General features: G+C 64.2%; 11 protein-coding genes. 4 read left to right on the top strand and 7 right to left on the bottom strand.

Going from position 1 to position 16,042, the window contains the following annotated elements; genetic code table 11:
• Window position 1: 1 nt before the first annotated feature.
• Window positions 2–2,770 carry an aconitate hydratase AcnA gene (acnA, locus tag GGR62_RS14910; protein ID WP_184408641.1) on the bottom strand — a complete coding sequence of 923 codons (2,769 nt, stop codon included), beginning with the start codon at window positions 2,768–2,770 and terminating at the stop codon, window positions 2–4.
• A 147-nt stretch (window positions 2,771–2,917) separates the two neighbouring features.
• Between acnA and GGR62_RS14905 the strand changes: the two genes are divergently transcribed.
• From GGR62_RS14905 to GGR62_RS14890, 4 genes are all read left to right on the top strand, one after another.
• Window positions 2,918–3,166 (top strand): AbrB/MazE/SpoVT family DNA-binding domain-containing protein, encoded by a 249-nt coding sequence (locus tag GGR62_RS14905; protein WP_016903180.1) that lies wholly within the window; start codon window positions 2,918–2,920, stop codon window positions 3,164–3,166.
• Entirely contained in the window at window positions 3,163–3,573 is a 411-nt protein-coding gene (locus GGR62_RS14900; RefSeq protein ID WP_011259444.1) for a type II toxin-antitoxin system VapC family toxin, read from the top strand. Before GGR62_RS14905 ends, GGR62_RS14900 begins: the two co-directional genes overlap by 4 nt.
• A 65-nt stretch (window positions 3,574–3,638) precedes the next feature.
• Entirely contained in the window at window positions 3,639–6,230 is a 2,592-nt protein-coding gene (acnB, locus tag GGR62_RS14895; RefSeq protein ID WP_184408640.1) for a bifunctional aconitate hydratase 2/2-methylisocitrate dehydratase, read from the top strand.
• Window positions 6,231–6,424: 194 nt separating this feature from the next.
• Complete coding sequence (locus GGR62_RS14890; protein WP_184408639.1) at window positions 6,425–7,273, top strand: alpha/beta fold hydrolase; 849 nt, start codon at window positions 6,425–6,427, stop codon at window positions 7,271–7,273.
• Between the two features lie 712 nt (window positions 7,274–7,985).
• Here GGR62_RS14890 and GGR62_RS14885 read toward each other — a convergent pair.
• The 6 genes from GGR62_RS14885 to GGR62_RS14860 form a co-directional block, all read right to left on the bottom strand.
• Complete coding sequence (locus GGR62_RS14885) at window positions 7,986–10,229, bottom strand: EAL domain-containing protein (protein ID WP_260306118.1); 2,244 nt, start codon at window positions 10,227–10,229, stop codon at window positions 7,986–7,988.
• A 121-nt stretch (window positions 10,230–10,350) separates the two neighbouring features.
• Complete coding sequence (locus GGR62_RS14880) at window positions 10,351–11,427, bottom strand: chemotaxis response regulator protein-glutamate methylesterase (protein ID WP_184408637.1); 1,077 nt, start codon at window positions 11,425–11,427, stop codon at window positions 10,351–10,353.
• Entirely contained in the window at window positions 11,424–12,020 is a 597-nt protein-coding gene (cheD, locus tag GGR62_RS14875) for a chemoreceptor glutamine deamidase CheD (RefSeq protein ID WP_184408636.1), read from the bottom strand. Before cheD ends, GGR62_RS14880 begins: the two co-directional genes overlap by 4 nt.
• A complete protein-coding gene (locus tag GGR62_RS14870) occupies window positions 12,017–12,880 on the bottom strand; it encodes a CheR family methyltransferase (protein ID WP_184408635.1) in 864 nt (287 codons plus the stop codon). Before GGR62_RS14870 ends, cheD begins: the two co-directional genes overlap by 4 nt.
• Before the next feature lie 210 nt (window positions 12,881–13,090).
• Complete coding sequence (locus GGR62_RS14865; protein WP_184408634.1) at window positions 13,091–15,469, bottom strand: methyl-accepting chemotaxis protein; 2,379 nt, start codon at window positions 15,467–15,469, stop codon at window positions 13,091–13,093.
• Window positions 15,470–15,551: 82 nt separating this feature from the next.
• On the bottom strand, window positions 15,552–15,935 hold the full coding sequence (locus GGR62_RS14860; protein ID WP_184408633.1) for a hypothetical protein: 384 nt from the start codon (window positions 15,933–15,935) through the stop codon (window positions 15,552–15,554).
• Window positions 15,936–16,042: the final 107 nt, after the last annotated feature.

The following is a 16,042-nucleotide window of genomic DNA, read 5'->3' as shown; positions in this document are numbered from 1 at the left end:
ATCACGCTGCCTTGCGTGCTGCCAGTTGACGCAGCACGTACTGCAACAGACCACCGTGCTTGAAGTACTCCACTTCCTTGGGTGTCAGCAGCAGCACCTTGACCTGGAACTGCTTGACGCTGCCGTCGGACTTTTTCGCATCCACGGTGGCGCGACGGCTGGCGCCGTCCTGCAGGCCGGTGATGTCCAGCACTTCCGAACCGTCCAGGCCCAGCGTCTGCGCATTTTCGTTCTCGAGGAACTGCAGCGGCAGCACGCCCATGCCGACCAGGTTGGAGCGATGGATGCGCTCGAAGCTCTCGGCGATGACTGCCTTGACGCCGAGCAGGTTGGTGCCCTTGGCCGCCCAGTCGCGTGAGGAGCCGGTGCCGTATTCCTTGCCGGCCAGCACCACCAGCGGCACGCCGTCGGCCTTGTACTTCACCGCCGCATCGTAAATCGCCAGTTTTTCCGGCTGGCCACCGGCCGCGGGGTAATACAGCGTGTTGCCGCCTTCTTCGCCGCCGAACATCAGGTTCTTGATGCGGATGTTGGCGAAGGTGCCGCGCACCATCACGTCATCATTGCCGCGGCGGCTGCCGTAGCTGTTGAAGTCGGCCGGCTGCACGCCGCGTTCCTGCAGGAAACGTCCTGCAGGCGAATCCTTCTTGATGTTGCCGGCCGGCGAGATGTGGTCGGTGGTGATCGAATCGCCGAACAACCCCATGATGCGCGCACCGTGCACGTCTTCGACGTGGCCGACCTGCATGGTCATGCCGTCGAAGTAGGGCGGGTTCTTGATGTAGGTCGAGGCCGCGTCCCATGCGTACAGCGCGCCGTCCGGGGAGGCGATGGTGTTCCAGCGCGAATCGCCCTTGAACACATCGGCATAGTTCTGCTTGAACATCTCCGGGCCGACGGTGGCGGCGATGGTGTCGCCGATTTCCTTGTTGCTCGGCCAGATGTCGCGCAGGTAGACCGGCTGCCCGTCGCTCCCGGTGCCCAGCGGCTCGGTGGTGAGGTCGATGTCGGTGGTGCCGGCGATGGCATACGCCACCACCAGCGGCGGCGAGGCGAGGTAATTCATTTTGACTTCGGGATGCACGCGGCCTTCGAAGTTGCGGTTGCCCGACAACACCGAGGACACCACCAGATCGTCCTTGGCAATCGCCGCCGAGACGTCGTCCGGCAGCGGGCCGGAGTTGCCGATGCAGGTGGTGCAGCCGTAGCCGACCACGTAGAAGCCCAGCGTTTCCAGGTCGGCAAGGACGCCGGCCTTGCTCAGGTAATCGGTGACCACCCGCGAGCCCGGCCCGAGCGAGGTCTTCACCCACGGCTGCGCTTTCAGCCCCTTGGCGGCGGCGTTGCGCGCAAGCAGGCCGGCACCGAGCATCACTGCCGGGTTGGAGGTGTTGGTGCAGGAGGTAATCGCGGCGATCACCACCGAACCGTCGCGCAGCTGCCAACCGGCGCCGCTGTCGTTGGCGCTTTCCGCCTGCGCGGCCTTGGCGCCGACTGCGGTGCCACCGCCGCCTTCGTTCTTCAGGCGATCTTCCTGCTTGAGGTCGGTCGTGCGCTTGCTGCGCGCATCCACGAACGGCTTGAGGCTCTCGCGGAAGTTGGCCTGCATGTCTTCCAGCAGCACGCGATCCTGCGGACGCTTGGGGCCGGCCAGCGATGGCTTGACCTCGCCCATGTCCAGTTCCAGCGTGGCGCTGTACTGCGCAGGCGGGGTATTGGCGTCGTGCCACAGGCCCTGCGCCTTGGCATAGGCTTCCACCAATGCGATCTGCTCCTCGCTGCGACCGGACAGGCGCAGATAGGTCAGCGATTCTTCGTCGACCGGGAAGATGCCGCAGGTGGCGCCGTATTCCGGTGCCATGTTGCCGATGGTGGCGCGGTCGGCCAGCGGCAGATGCTGCAAGCCTTCCCCGTAGAACTCGACGAACTTGCCGACCACGCCGGCCTTGCGCAGCATCTGGGTGACGGTGAGCACCAGGTCGGTCGCGGTGGCGCCTTCGGGCAGCTTGCCGCTGAGCTTGAAGCCCACCACCTGCGGAATCAGCATCGAGGAGGGCTGGCCCAGCATCGCAGCCTCGGCCTCGATCCCGCCGACGCCCCAGCCCAGCACGCCGATGCCATTGATCATGGTGGTGTGGCTGTCGGTGCCGAACACGGTGTCCGGGTAGGCGATCCGGGTGCCGTCCTTGTCCGCGCTCATCACCACGCGCGCCAGGTTTTCCAGATTCACCTGGTGGACGATGCCGGTATTGGGCGGCACCACCTTGAAGTTCTCGAACGCCTTCTGGCCCCAGCGCAGGAAGCCGTAGCGTTCCTGGTTGCGCTGGAATTCGATCTTGCCGTTGAGGTCGAGCGCATCGGCCGAGCCGAACACGTCCACCTGCACCGAGTGGTCGATGACCAGCTCGGAGGGAATCTGCGGGTTGATCTGGTCGGCCTTGCCGCCGAGCTTGACCACCGCATCGCGCATCGCGGCCAGGTCGACCACGCACGGCACGCCGGTGAAATCCTGCAACACCACGCGCGCCGGCATGAAGGCGATTTCAATATCGGGCTCGGCGGTGGGGTCCCACTTGGCGACCGCTTCGATATGGTCCTTGCCGACGGTGACACCGCCGTCCTCGTGCCGGAGCAGGTTCTCCAGCAGGATCTTCATCGAGTAGGGCAGGTGGGCGATATCGAAGCGTTCGCCCAGTTTGGGGAGGCTGTAATAGTCGTAGCGCTTGCCGTGGACCTCAAACGAGGTGCGGGTGGAGAAGGAATCGCTCATGCATCACTCCTATGGCATCGAAGGCTTTAGGTAGGGGCCTAGTCTGAGCGATTCAGTGTGTACGCACGGTGTGTCCGGCGAGTTCAGTCGGCTTGAGTACGACCTCTCAAGTACGTATGATGTGCGCATACTTTCTGGAGCATGCTCATGGAAGCCACCGTTGCCGAACGCGGACAGATCACGCTGCCAAAGGCCGTGCGCGATGCCCTGGGCCTGACCAAGGGCACCACGCTCAAGATCGAACTCGATGGCGGGCGCATCATCCTGCGCAAGGATGTCAGCGAGGCGTTGCGCAAGGTGCGCGGCAAGTTCAAGTTGGTCGATGGCCTGACCAGCACCGACGAAGCCATGCGCGCCATCCGTGGCCGCGCGCCCGGAGATCCGTTCGACCCATGATCGCCCTGGATTCCTCGGTGCTGCTGGACATCCTCATCGGCGACCCGGTGTACGGCGAGGTGTCGGAAATCTGCATCGGCGATGCATTGGCGCGCGACGAGGTGGTGGTCTGCGATGCGGTAGTGGCCGAAGTACTGGCCATGCTGGACACCCAGGTCGACCTGATGGAAACCCTGGCCTCGATCGGGGTCCGTTACGAAGCCACCCAGGAAGCGGCGGCGGTGCGCGCCGGCCATATGAACAAGCGCTTCCGTGCACGCGGCGGCAAGCGCGAGCGGGTGGTGGCGGATTTTCTGATCGGCGCCCACGCGATGCTCCAGTGCGATGGGTTGATCACCCGCGACGAGGGCTTCTTCCGCGACTACTTCAAGGGCTTGAAGATCACCGTCCCCAAGCCCGTTGCCTGACCCACGCCTTCTGATCCACGTCTGACGTTTTTACACATTCACTGCTGTCCCTTTGGAGAACCCGCATGTTGGAAGCCTATCGCCACCACGTTGCAGAGCGCGCCGCGCTCGGTATCCCGCCGCTGCCGCTGACCGCGCAGCAGACCGCCGAGGTCATCGAACTGTTGAAGGCTCCGCCCGCCGGCGAAGACGCCTTCCTGGTCGAGCTGCTCAGCCAGCGCGTGCCGGCCGGTGTTGACGACGCCGCCAAGGTCAAGGCCTCGTACCTGGCCGCGGTGGCGTTCGGCACCGAAAAGACTGCGTTGATCAGCGCCAAGCGTGCCACCGAGCTGCTCGGCACCATGCTGGGTGGCTACAACATCCAGCCGCTGATCGACCTGCTCGATAACGCCGAGCTGGGCGCCACCGCCGCCGAGGCACTGAAGCACACCTTGCTGGTGTTCGACGCCTTCCACGACGTGCAGGAAAAGGCCGAAGCCGGCAACGCGCACGCCAAGGCCGTGCTGCAGAGCTGGGCCGATGCCGAGTGGTTCACCAGCAAGCCGGAAGTGCCGCAGAGCATGACCGTCACCGTGTTCAAGGTGCCGGGCGAAACCAACACCGACGACCTGTCGCCGGCCCCGGATGCGACCACGCGCCCGGACATCCCGCTACATGCGCTGGCAATGCTCAAGAACGCCCGCGAAGGCGCAGCGTTCGTGCCGGAAGAAGACGGCAAGCGCGGCCCGATCCAGGCCATCGCCGATCTCAAGGACAAGGGCCACCTGGTGGCCTATGTGGGCGACGTGGTCGGTACCGGTTCCTCGCGCAAGTCGGCGACCAACTCGGTGCTGTGGTGGACCGGCGAAGACATTCCGTACATCCCCAACAAGCGCTTCGGCGGCGTGTGCCTGGGTTCGAAGATCGCCCCGATCTTCTACAACACCATGGAAGACGCCGGCGCGCTGCCGATCGAACTGGACGTGTCGCAGATGGAGCACGGCGACGTGGTCGAGCTGCGTCCGTACGATGGCAAGGCGCTGAAGAACGGGCAGGTGATCGCCGAGTTCGCGATGAAGTCGGACGTGCTGTTCGACGAAGTGCGCGCCGGTGGCCGCATTCCGCTGATCGTCGGCCGTGGCCTCACCGCCAAGGCGCGCGAATTCCTGGGCCTGCCGGCCTCGGACCTGTTCCGCCTGCCGATGGACCCGCCGGACACCGGCAAGGGCTTCTCGTTGGCGCAGAAGATGGTCGGCCGCGCCTGCGGTCTGCCGGAAGGCCAGGGCATGCGTCCGGGCACCTATTGCGAGCCGAAGATGACCTCGGTGGGCTCGCAGGACACCACCGGCCCGATGACCCGCGACGAGCTCAAGGACCTGGCCTGCCTGGGCTTCTCGGCCGACCTGGTGATGCAGTCGTTCTGCCACACCGCCGCGTATCCGAAGCCGGTGGACGTCAAGACCCACCACACCTTGCCGGAGTTCATCTCCACCCGTGGCGGCGTGTCGCTGCGTCCGGGCGATGGCGTGATCCACAGCTGGCTCAACCGCATGTTGCTGCCCGACACCGTGGGCACCGGTGGCGACTCGCACACCCGTTTCCCGATCGGTATTTCGTTCCCGGCCGGCTCCGGTCTGGTGGCCTTTGCCGCCGCCACCGGCGTCATGCCGCTGGACATGCCCGAGAGCGTGCTGGTGCGCTTCAAGGGTGAGATGCAGCCGGGCGTGACCTTGCGCGATCTGGTCAACGCGATTCCGCTGTATGCGATCAAGGACGGTCTGCTGACCGTGGCCAAGCAGGGCAAGAAGAACATCTTCTCCGGCCGCATCCTGGAAATCGAAGGGCTGCCGAACCTGAAGGTGGAGCAGGCGTTCGAGCTGTCCGACGCCTCGGCCGAGCGTTCGGCGGCAGGTTGCACCGTACACCTGGACAAGGCGCCGATCATCGAATACCTGACCAGCAACATCACGTTGCTGCGCTGGATGATCGCCGAAGGCTATGCCGATGCGCGCACGCTGGGCCGCCGCATCAAGAAGATGGAAGAGTGGCTGGCCGATCCGCAGCTGCTGCAGCCCGATGCGGATGCCGAGTACGCCGCCGTCATCGAGATCGATCTGGCCGACATCCATGAGCCGATCGTGGCGTGCCCGAACGACCCGGACGACGTCAAGACGCTGTCCGAGGTTGCCGGTGCGGCGATCGACGAGGTGTTCATCGGTTCGTGCATGACCAACATCGGTCACTTCCGTGCCGCCGCCAAGCTGCTGGAAGGCAAGCGCGATATCCCGACCCGCCTGTGGGTTGCGCCGCCGACCAAGATGGATGCCTCCGAGCTGACCAAGGAAGGCCATTACGGCACCTTCGGCGCGGCCGGCGCGCGCATGGAAATGCCCGGCTGCTCGCTGTGCATGGGCAACCAGGCGCAGGCGCGCGAGGGCGCCACGGTGTTCTCCACCTCCACGCGTAACTTCCCCAACCGTCTCGGCCGTAACACCAATGTGTACCTGGGTTCGGCGGAACTGGCGGCGATTTGCTCGCGTCTGGGGCGCATCCCGACCAAGGACGAGTACATGGCCGATGTGGGCGTGATCAAGACCAGTGGCGAGCAGATTTACCGCTACATGAACTTCGATCAGATCCAGGAATATCAGGATGTGGCCGACACCGTCGCTGCCTGATCCAGCGGGTTGACGGCAGGTTTGAAAACGCCCGGCAATGCCGGGCGTTTTCGTTATTCGGGCGATGGCTTCGCTTTGCTTGCGCACCGCACGCGCTTGGGAAATGCCAGTTAACTCGCCTATCGCATTGCAACAAAAATCTGAAGTGCGAAGGTCTAGATTTCCCCGCTCCCATCTGCGCGAATGATCTTCCTATGCCCACTTGCACGATCGCCGATCAATCACTGCACTATGCACAGTATGGTCAAGGGTTTCCGGTTCTGCTCGGCCACAGCTATCTCTGGGATGCGGCCATGTGGGAGCCGCAGATTCAGGCGCTCTCGCAGCACTACCGGGTCATCGTTCCGGAGTTGTGGGGGCATGGGCAATCGGCGGCGCTGCCGGCAGACACGCAGACCGTGGGCGATCTTGCCAAGCAGATGCTGCTATTGCTTGATGCGTTGCAACTGCCGCAATGCGCGGTGGTCGGTCTGTCGGTCGGTGGCATGTGGGGCGCCGAGCTGGCGCTGCTGGCACCGGAGCGCGTGCGCAGCTTGGTATTGATGGATACCTTCCTGGGTGCCGAGCCGCAGGCCATGCAAGCGCGTTATTTCGGTCTGCTCGATGCGATCGAAGCGGCCGGGCAGGTGACGCCTGCATTGGTCGCGGCGATCGTGCCGATGTTCTTCCGCTCCGGTATCGATCTGAGCTCCGCGCTGCCGGCCGCGTTTGCGCAGCGCCTGGCGGCGATGACGGCCGAGCAGTTGCGCGCGTCGGTGATACCGCTGGGGCGTTTGATCTTCGGCCGCGCCGACCGGCTTGAAGCCTTGGCGGGACTGAACCCTGCGAACACCTTCCTGCTGGCGGGCGAAGACGATGGTCCACGGCCGCCGGAAGAGTTGTGGATGATGGCCGAGGTGATTGGCTGCGATTACGAGCTGGTGCCCGATGCCGGCCACATCGCCTCGCTGGAGAACCCGGAGTTCGTCAATGCGCAGCTGTTGGGGTGGTTGAAGCGGACAGTGGAGCAGGGTGTTGGCATGGTTGCTGAGAGCTACGCTTGAAGGCAGCGCTCAGAAGGATGGTCCCAAGCTACGTAGGTCGGGTGCGCGGTGTCCTCGCCGCTCGCGGGACACGCCGTGAATCCATCCCTGGAGGCTCGGTGGCGGCATCCATGCCGCCACACGGTCCCGCAAGCGGCGAGGACACCGCACCAGAGAGTTGGTCGGTGGTTGGATGGAAGCCTGATTTGTTGCCTGGCTTGCATTAAGACTCTGATCGGATGCGTCGTTATCCGAACAATGCACGTCATGTACTGCTTGCAACACCCACACCGATCATCTCGACTGGTCCTTGCCCGCCCACCGTCGCGGGACCTTACGCGGCATGGATGCCGCGTAAGAGCCTTATCTGTTCGGATTCTGGCAGTTTAGGTGTCGAGAGCCGACGTGGGCCACCGTGAGAGCCTGGATCATTGCCGATCGCCGTGTAGCTGGGTGCCCACGCCGGCGGACGGGCAAGGACCCTGCAGCCAGGCAGCAGCGCTTCCGCCCTGTGATCGCCGCATGCATGGCATCCAATCTTCGCGAAAAAATCGAGATCTCGCGTCCCCACAAAATCGCGATCCCGCAGTCCAAACGTAGCCAGAAAGCGCGCGATCAACGCGGCAGGTAACTGGGGACGGTGAATTCAGGGGCAGCATGTATGCGTGATGCACACGCACCTGCCGATAGCGGCGCCTGCCTTGATGGCGACGGGGTCGCTGTGTTGGCCGCGCTAAGGCTGTGCGCCCAACCAGGCTTCCAACGCCGCAGCCGGTAGTGGCCGTGAGAACAGATAGCCCTGCAGCACTTCGCAGCCCAGATCGGCGAGAAACAGACGCTGCGCTTCGTTTTCGACGCCTTCGGCGACCACATGCTTGCGCAGATGCGCGCCGATGCGCAGCACCGAAGTGGTGAGGGCGCGGGCGTCTTCGCTGTGTTCGATGTCGCGGACGAAGCTCATGTCCAGCTTGAGTTCGTCGATCGGCAGACGGTGCAGATGGCTCAGGCTGGAATAGCCGGTGCCGAAGTCATCCAGCGACAGTGCGATGCCGGCTTCGCGAATCGCGTGCAGATTTTCCAGCACGCCTGGCTGGCCGGACAACATCACGCTTTCGGTCATTTCCAGGGTGAGGTCCGATGGCAGCACGCCTTCTTCGGCAATCAGCCCAAGCAGGTCGGGCAGCATGCGAGGGCTTTCGAAACTGCTGGCCGACAGATTCACCGACACGTGCGTCACCGGCACGTCGCGCTGGCGCCAGTCGGCGATCTGACGACAGGCGCGGCGCAGCACCCAATCGTTGAGCTGCGGCATCATGCCTTGCTCCTCGGCAACCTGCAGGAAGCGCGCAGGCGAGATGGTGCCGAGGTGCGGGTGATTCCAGCGCAGCAGTGCTTCCACGCCATACAACGCGTGCGGCGCGGCGCTAAGCAGTTGCGGTTGGTAATGCAGTTGCAGCTCGTCGCGCTCGATCGCCTGACGCAGCTCCGCTTCCAGTGCCACGCGCTCCTGCGCCATGCGATTCATGTCGGAACTGAAAAAGCGGAAACGTCCGCCGCCTTCCTGCTTGGCGCGATTCATCGCCAGGTCGGCATGCCGCAGCAGGATGGTGATGTCGCTTCCGTCTTCGGGAAACATCGCCACGCCGATGCTGGCAGACGGATGCACGGTCATGTGGCCCACCGGTAACGGGCCGGCGATGCTGCCCAGCAGGCGCTCTGCGGTGGCGCTGGCCTGCTCGGCACTGCATTGCGGCACGGCCAGTGCAAATTCATCGCCGGCCACGCGCGCCAGCATGGCGGTAACGGCCAGTTGCTCGCTGATCCGCAGCGCGATGTCGCGCAACAGCGCATCGCCGGCCGCATGCCCCTGGCTGTCGTTGATCAGTTTGAAACGATCGATATTGACGAACATCAGCGCGACCGGTTCGCCTGCGTACTCGGCCTGGGTCAACGCCTGCTCGGCGCGCGCGCTGAACATGATGCGGTTGGGCAGGCCGGTCAGTCCATCGTAGAAGGCGAGTTGATGCACGCGTTGGCGGATCTGCTCGCGTTCCAGTGCCAGCGTGCACAACTGCTGGCACAGGTCGGTGAGGCGGACATGCCAGGCGTCGGCGCGCTGCGGCTTGCGGTAATACAACGCAAAGGTGCCGAGCACGCGCGAGCTGTTGGACCGGATCGGGGTGCTCCAGCACGCGCGCAAGCCCATGGGCAGCACCAGTTCGCGATACTGCGCGAACAGCGGATCGGTGGCGATGTCCTCCACCATCACCGCGCGGCCGCGCCAGGCAGCGGTACCGCAGGCGCCGGCGTTGGGCGAGATCTTCAGCCCGTTGAGTGCTTCGGCGTACTCGGATGGCAGGCTGGGCGCAGCCAGCGAATGCAGGCGGCCCTGATTGTCGACGCTCGTCACCGTGGCCACCACGTCTGGTGCGATGCGTTCGACTTCGGTGCAGATCAGCGTCATCACCTCGACCAATGGCCGCTCCTGCACCAGCGCTTCGAGCACGCGATGCTGCAGCACCTCGTGCATCTTGGTGTCGGTGATGTCGGTCAGCACCGCGATGTAATGCGATGGATTGTGCCTGGCGTCGTAGATCGGGTTGAAGTTGAGCGAGATCCACAGCGGCGTGCCGTCCTTGCGGTACACCAGCAGGTCGGCCTGGGTGTGCTGCAAGGCATCGGCGCGTTCGCGCACGCGGGCGACTTCGTTCTGGTCGCTCTGCGCGCGGGTGAGGACATCGGAAGGGCGCCGGCCCACCAGTTCGGCTTCGGTGTAGCCGAACATGCGCTCGAAGCCGTCGTTGGCGTAGAGCAGGCACGATTGCAGGTCGCAGATGAGGATGGCGCTGCTGCTGCCATCCAGCGCTTCTGCGAGCAGGCGCGAACGTCGGTCCTGCGGATGTTCGCCAGCCTTGGCGATGCCCGCGGTGACCGGGCAGGATTTGAGCGAGCCGCTGTCGGACAGGCTGGTCACCATCTGACTGAGATGCGTGGGATTGTCCGCCAGCGGATGTGCAGCGCCCTCGGAGGTGGTCCCCGCTGTGCGGGGCACCTCCGCCTGCTCGGTCGAACGCGGCGGCAGCGCGGTCATGTGGGAATCAGCGTGCCTGGGCCGACAGCGCGATCAGGCGTTCGGCGATACGTTCCAATGGCAGCACTTCCTGCGCGGCACCAAGTTTGTAGGCGGCACCGGGCATGCCCCAGACCACGCTGGTGGCCTCGTCCTGCACCAGGGTAGGCGCGCCGGCCTGCAGCATTTCCAGCAAGCCGCGTGCGCCGTCGTCGCCCATGCCGGTGAGGATGGCGCCGACCGCATTAGGGCCGGCATTGGCGGCGACCGAACGAAACAGCACGTCGACCGCCGGCTTGTGGCGATTGACCGGCGGGCCGTCGTCGATACGGCAGCGCCAGCGGGCGCCGTCGCGGATGATGCGCAGGTGCTGGCCGCCCGGCGGCAGATAGGCATGGCCGGGCAGGATCGCTTCGCCATCGCTGGCTTCGCGCACCGACATGGCCGAGTGGCGATCGAGGCGTTCGGCGAATGCGGTGCTGAAGCTGGCCGGCAGGTGCTGGGTCATCACCACGGCCGGTGCGTCTGCGGGCATGCGCTCCAGCACCACACGCAGGGCTTCGGTGCCGCCTGCCGAGGCGCCGATGGCGATCAGGCGGTCGGTGGTGCGGAAGCGCAGCGCGCTACCGGCGACAGGTGCCGATTGCATGTCCAAGGTGAGCTTGGGCGCGCTGGGACGGTTGAGCGCGCTGACCTTGGCTTTGGCGGCCATCTTGACCTTGCTGACGATTTCTTCGGCATAGCCTTCCAGCCCGCGCGCGACGTCGATCTTGGGCTTGGAGACGAAATCCACCGCACCCAACGACAACGCCTGCAAGGTGGTGTCGGCGCCACGTTCGGTCAGCGAGGAGATCATCACCACCGGGGTGGGGCGCAGGCGCATGAGGTTTTCCAGGAACACCAGGCCGTCCATGCGCGGCATTTCCACATCCAGCGTGATCACGTCCGGATTGAGGCGTTTGATCTTTTCGCGCGCCAGGATCGGGTCGGCGGCCGAGCCGATGACTTCGATGCCGGGATCGCGCGACAGGATTTCGGTGAGCATCTGACGTACGACCGCCGAATCGTCGACGATCAATACACGCACAGGAGTTTCCAGCGTCATTCGAACAACTCCACTCCACCGGTGACCGGTGCTTTGGACAGACGGGCGCGCACGGCCGATTCGGCGGCGGCGACCTCGGCTTCGTGTGCATGCGGCAAGCGCTGCACCACGACGCGTCCGGTCGTCGGGAAGAACCACACCTTGCGCGGATGGATGCCGCACAGATCTTCGGCAATGATGGGAATGTGTTCTGCCATCAGGTACTGACGCACGAACTCGGCGTTGCGGGTGCCGACCGGGTTGCTGGTAAAGCCTTTGAGCACGTTGGCGCCACCGAAGACCTTGGCCTCGATCCGCTTGCGATGCGCGCCGCGCTTGAGCATATCGTTGATCAGCAACTCCATCGCATAACTGCCGTAGCGCGCGGGTGCGCCATCGCCGACCTGGCCTTCCGGCAGCAGGAAGTGGTTCATGCCGCCGATCTTCAGGACCGGGTCGCGCAGACAGGCGGCAACACACGATCCCAAGGTGGTCGTCAATGCGGTGTCGTCGTCCACCACCAGGTACTGGGTGGGCAGCAGCTTGGCGGTGATGGTCTGGAACCGCGAGTCGCGGTAGCGCATGACATCGTCCACTTGCACGGCCGTACTCATTTGGCCGCTCCCGCGCGCGGGGAGCGCCGATACAGCGTGCGCCCGCACGGCTGGATCAGGTCGGACGCGTGCAGGTAGTTCTCCGAGTGCCCGGTGTACAGCAGGCCGTCGTCGCCCATGTGGCTGACCAGACGCGACAGGATGCCGCGCTGGGTGGGCTTGTCGAAATAGATCATCACGTTGCGGCAGAACAGCGCCGCATACGGGCCGCCGACGTCGTAGCGCGGGGCCAGCAGATTCAACTGTTTGTATTCGATGAGCTGGCGCAGCGCCGGAATCACCCGGCACTTGCCTTCGTTGGGGCCGCTGCCGCGCTGGAAATACTTGCGCTTGATCGATGCATCCAGCGAGGCGACGCGGTCGATGGCATAGACGCCGCGCGAGGCGGTTTCCAGCACCTGGGTATCGACGTCGGTGGCAATGATGCTCACCGGCGGCGTCAGCGAGCCGAAGGCTTCGCAGGCGGTGATGGCGATGGAGTAGGGCTCCTCGCCGGTTGAGGCCGCACACGACCAGATCTTCAACGGTGCCTGCGAGGCGCGCTTTTGCAGTTCTTCGCGCAGCTTGTCGAAGTGATGCGGCTCGCGGAAGAACGAAGTCAGATTGGTGGTCAGCGCATTGGTGAACGCCTGCCATTCTTCTTCGTCGTTACCTGCTTCCAGCTGGTCCAGATAGTCGCGGAAGGAGCGCAGGCCGAGCACGCGCAGACGACGCGATAGCCGGCCGTACACCATGTCGCGCTTGGCCGGAGCCAGAGCGATGCCGACACGCTGATAGATCAGATCGCAAACGCGCTTGAAATCGCGGTCGCCAAAATCAAATTCGCGTGTGTCTGAAGCCGAAGTCGTGGTGGTCGTCATATCCGTACGCGTCGTTAGCTGACACTGGATATCGGCCATATAGCCATACAACTGAAGCGCCAATGCAGTGATGGCGTACGGTTAGATCCGATTGTGCTTTGTCACCAGGCCAGGGCTGCGGCGCTGTGGGGCCGGTCCGGTGTGCGGCGAAGGCGGCGCACAAACACAACGCCCCGGCAGTGCCGGGGCGTTGTGGGAGACAGCGGTGGATCAGAACTCCTGCCAGTTACCGTCGGCCAGTGCGGCCTTTGGCTTGGCGTGCGGCGTCGCTGCCGTTGCATGCGCTACCGGTTTGGCTGCGCTCTTCACTGCGACCGGGCGCGAGGCGACCGCCTGCAGGCGTGCGGGCGGGGCGACGTGCGCGGCCGGCTCGTCCAGCTTGAACACCGAGACCGCTTCGGCCAGATGACCGGCCTGCTCTTCCATCGAGCGGGCGGCAGCCATGGCTTCTTCCACCAGGGCGGCATTCTGCTGGGTGGTCTCGTCCATCTGGGTGATGGTCTGGTTGACCTGCTCGATGCCGGCCGACTGCTCCTGCGAGGCAGCGGAGATCTCGCCCATGATGTCGGTGACGCGCTGCACGCTGGCAACGATCTCGGCCATGGTGGTGCCGGCCTTGCGCACCAATGCCGAGCCTTCGGCCACCTTGTGCACGGAGTCGTCGATCAAGCCCTTGATCTCCTTGGCCGCTGCGGCCGAGCGCTGTGCCAGGGTCCTCACTTCCGAGGCGACCACGGCAAAGCCGCGTCCCTGTTCGCCGGCACGTGCGGCTTCCACCGCAGCGTTCAGGGCCAGGATGTTGGTCTGGAACGCGATCCCGTCGATGACCGAGATGATGTCGGCGATCTTCTTGGACGAGGCTTCGATGCCCGACATGGTGGTGACCACCTGCGAGACCACGTCGCCGCCCTGCGAGGCCACACCGGTAGCGCCGATGGCCAGTTGATTGGCCTGACGTGCGCTTTCGGCGTTCTGCTTGACGGTGGAGGTGAGTTCTTCCATCGAGGCAGCGGTTTCTTCCAGGTTGGCGGCCTGCTGCTCGGTGCGATGCGACAGGTCGCTATTGCCCGAGGCGATTTCGCCGGCCGCCGAATTGATCGCGGTGGACGAGACCTTGATGCGCCCGACAATGTCGGCAAGCTGGGTGGCGGTGGCATTGGCATCGTCGCGCATCTGCGCGAACACGCCGCTGAACTCGCCTTCCATGCGTACGGTCAGGTCGCCACGCGACAGCGCAGAGAGCAGGGCGGAGATCTGTTGCAGGCTGCCGGCATTGGCGTCCAGCAAGCCGTTGAGCTGCTGGGCCAGCTGCAGGAAGAAGCCCTGCTTGCCTTCGGTTTCCACCCGGCCGCTCATGTCGCCGCTGGCAGCGGCGCGCACGATGCGGGCCACTTCGTCTTCGACCTGGACTTCGATGGTGCGGTCGCGCCATTCGCAGACATCGCCGCTCGCTTCGCCTTGCTCGTTCTTGATGACGGTGACGGTCTGCATCATCACGAACTCGCCGTAGCGCTCTTCGAAGCTGGTGATGCCGTCGCGTTCCAGCGCAGCAATGGCTTTGCGCACAGTCGCTTCGGGCAGGCCGAGGTAGCTGATGTGCTGGCCGATGACATTGCCGGCATCGAACTCGGGCGCGGACAGACGGATGCTGCCTTCGTAATGCGTCACCAGCTTCAGGAACGCCTCGTTGGCGTAGATGATGGTCCGATCGGTATCGGTGATGAAGGTGCCGGTGGAGGACTTGTCCAGCGCAGTGCGGATACGCAGGTTCTCGTCGGCGATCTTCTGATCGCGTTCGATGCGCTCCTTCAGATCCCGCTGCATGCGCTGCATGGAGCGCATCAACTCGCCCACTTCATCCTTGCCCTGCACATTGATCTGGCCATCCAGCTTGCCGCCGGCAATCTCGGTGGCGGTGCTGACCGCGCCGCGCATGCTGCGCACGATGGAACGTGCGAACAGGAAGGCCAGGCCCAAGCCACCGGCGACGCCGATCAGCAGCACCACCACGGTCAGGGTGACCGAGGTCGCATGGACGTTTTCGGCCTTGCTTTTGGCTGCCTGCGCCAGACGGTTGTCTTCGGCGATCAATGCAGCCAGCGATGCCTGCGCCTTGGCGTGCAGCGTGCGCGTCTCGCCGACGAAGGTATCCACGGCATCGTCGGGCAGATTCAGTTCCAGCATTTCGTTGACGCTGGCGTAGGAGGCCGAAGCCTTCTTCCAGTCCGCAACAAAGTTGGCGAACAGCTTCTTCTGCTCCGGGCTTTCGATCAGGCGGGGATAGTCCTTGATCGTTGCCTGGATCTGGCCGTCCAGCTCGGTGGCACGGGCCTTGGCTTCGGCCTTGACCGTGTCGCTGGCGCGGACCAGCCCCTGATAGGACGAGTTGCGGAATTCGCCAAGCATGCCGCGCAGGTCGCCTGCTTCGCGCACGCTGGACATGGTGTTGCCAGCCAGGTCACTGGTGACGTTGTTGAGCGAGGCCAGGCCCGAGTAGGCGATGACGCCCTGCACCAGCAAGATCAGCAGCACAATGCCGAATGCAAGCATCAGCTTGGGCATCAATTTCAGATTGTTGATCCATTGCATTGACACGATTCCCATAGAAGGTCAGTGCGCATAACGCAGACAGCACAACGCCACGCGCAAGGCGTGGCGATGCACCATGCAATTACTTGATGGTGGCGAGCTTCAGGCTGGCCGGCGAGCTGACTTCGATTTCGGCACGCGAGCTGTCGCGCTGGATCTTGCCGAGGACGCAGACGTCCTTGCCTTCCAGGGTTTCCGGGGCGAAGCTGAACTTGCCGCGGTTGGCGCCATTGATGCGGGCCGAGAAGGTGTGGCGCGGGAACATGCCACCCATGTACAGGAAGGTGGGTTCGCCTTCCGAGCTCTGCGCGTACTTGGCCTTTTCGACCTTGCCGCAGACCATGCCGTCCTTGCCGACGAAACGGGTCGCCATTTCCGGCGGAATCATTTCCTGCGACTGGGCCGACAACGTGGGAGCAACGATGACGAGCGCAGCAACGGGGAGGAGCGAGAGCAGGAACTTCATTGGGATTCTCCAGAATCAAAAGTCGAACGTTGACCCGTTTGTGTTCGCGGGCTTCTATTCAGCTATCGGCTAGCCGGCGTTCAACTTGAATCCAAAGAATGTGATTT

The organism is Xanthomonas sp. 3075 (assembly GCF_014197275.1).
In the GTDB taxonomy this organism is placed as follows: domain Bacteria; phylum Pseudomonadota; class Gammaproteobacteria; order Xanthomonadales; family Xanthomonadaceae; genus Xanthomonas; species Xanthomonas campestris_B.
Note: the sequence above shows the minus strand (reverse complement) of the source record. Positions and strands in the feature narration are given on the sequence as shown.

Coding starts and splice junctions, on each gene's coding strand:
- acnA (WP_184408641.1), bottom strand. CDS start 2,770: ATGAGCGATTCCTTCTCCACCCGCACCTCGTTTGAGGTCCACGGCAAG.
- GGR62_RS14905 (WP_016903180.1), top strand. CDS start 2,918: ATGGAAGCCACCGTTGCCGAACGCGGACAGATCACGCTGCCAAAGGCC.
- GGR62_RS14900 (WP_011259444.1), top strand. CDS start 3,163: ATGATCGCCCTGGATTCCTCGGTGCTGCTGGACATCCTCATCGGCGAC.
- acnB (WP_184408640.1), top strand. CDS start 3,639: ATGTTGGAAGCCTATCGCCACCACGTTGCAGAGCGCGCCGCGCTCGGT.
- GGR62_RS14890 (WP_184408639.1), top strand. CDS start 6,425: ATGCCCACTTGCACGATCGCCGATCAATCACTGCACTATGCACAGTAT.
- GGR62_RS14885 (WP_260306118.1), bottom strand. CDS start 10,229: ATGGTGACCAGCCTGTCCGACAGCGGCTCGCTCAAATCCTGCCCGGTC.
- GGR62_RS14880 (WP_184408637.1), bottom strand. CDS start 11,427: ATGACGCTGGAAACTCCTGTGCGTGTATTGATCGTCGACGATTCGGCG.
- cheD (WP_184408636.1), bottom strand. CDS start 12,020: ATGAGTACGGCCGTGCAAGTGGACGATGTCATGCGCTACCGCGACTCG.
- GGR62_RS14870 (WP_184408635.1), bottom strand. CDS start 12,880: ATGACGACCACCACGACTTCGGCTTCAGACACACGCGAATTTGATTTT.
- GGR62_RS14865 (WP_184408634.1), bottom strand. CDS start 15,469: ATGCAATGGATCAACAATCTGAAATTGATGCCCAAGCTGATGCTTGCA.
- GGR62_RS14860 (WP_184408633.1), bottom strand. CDS start 15,935: ATGAAGTTCCTGCTCTCGCTCCTCCCCGTTGCTGCGCTCGTCATCGTT.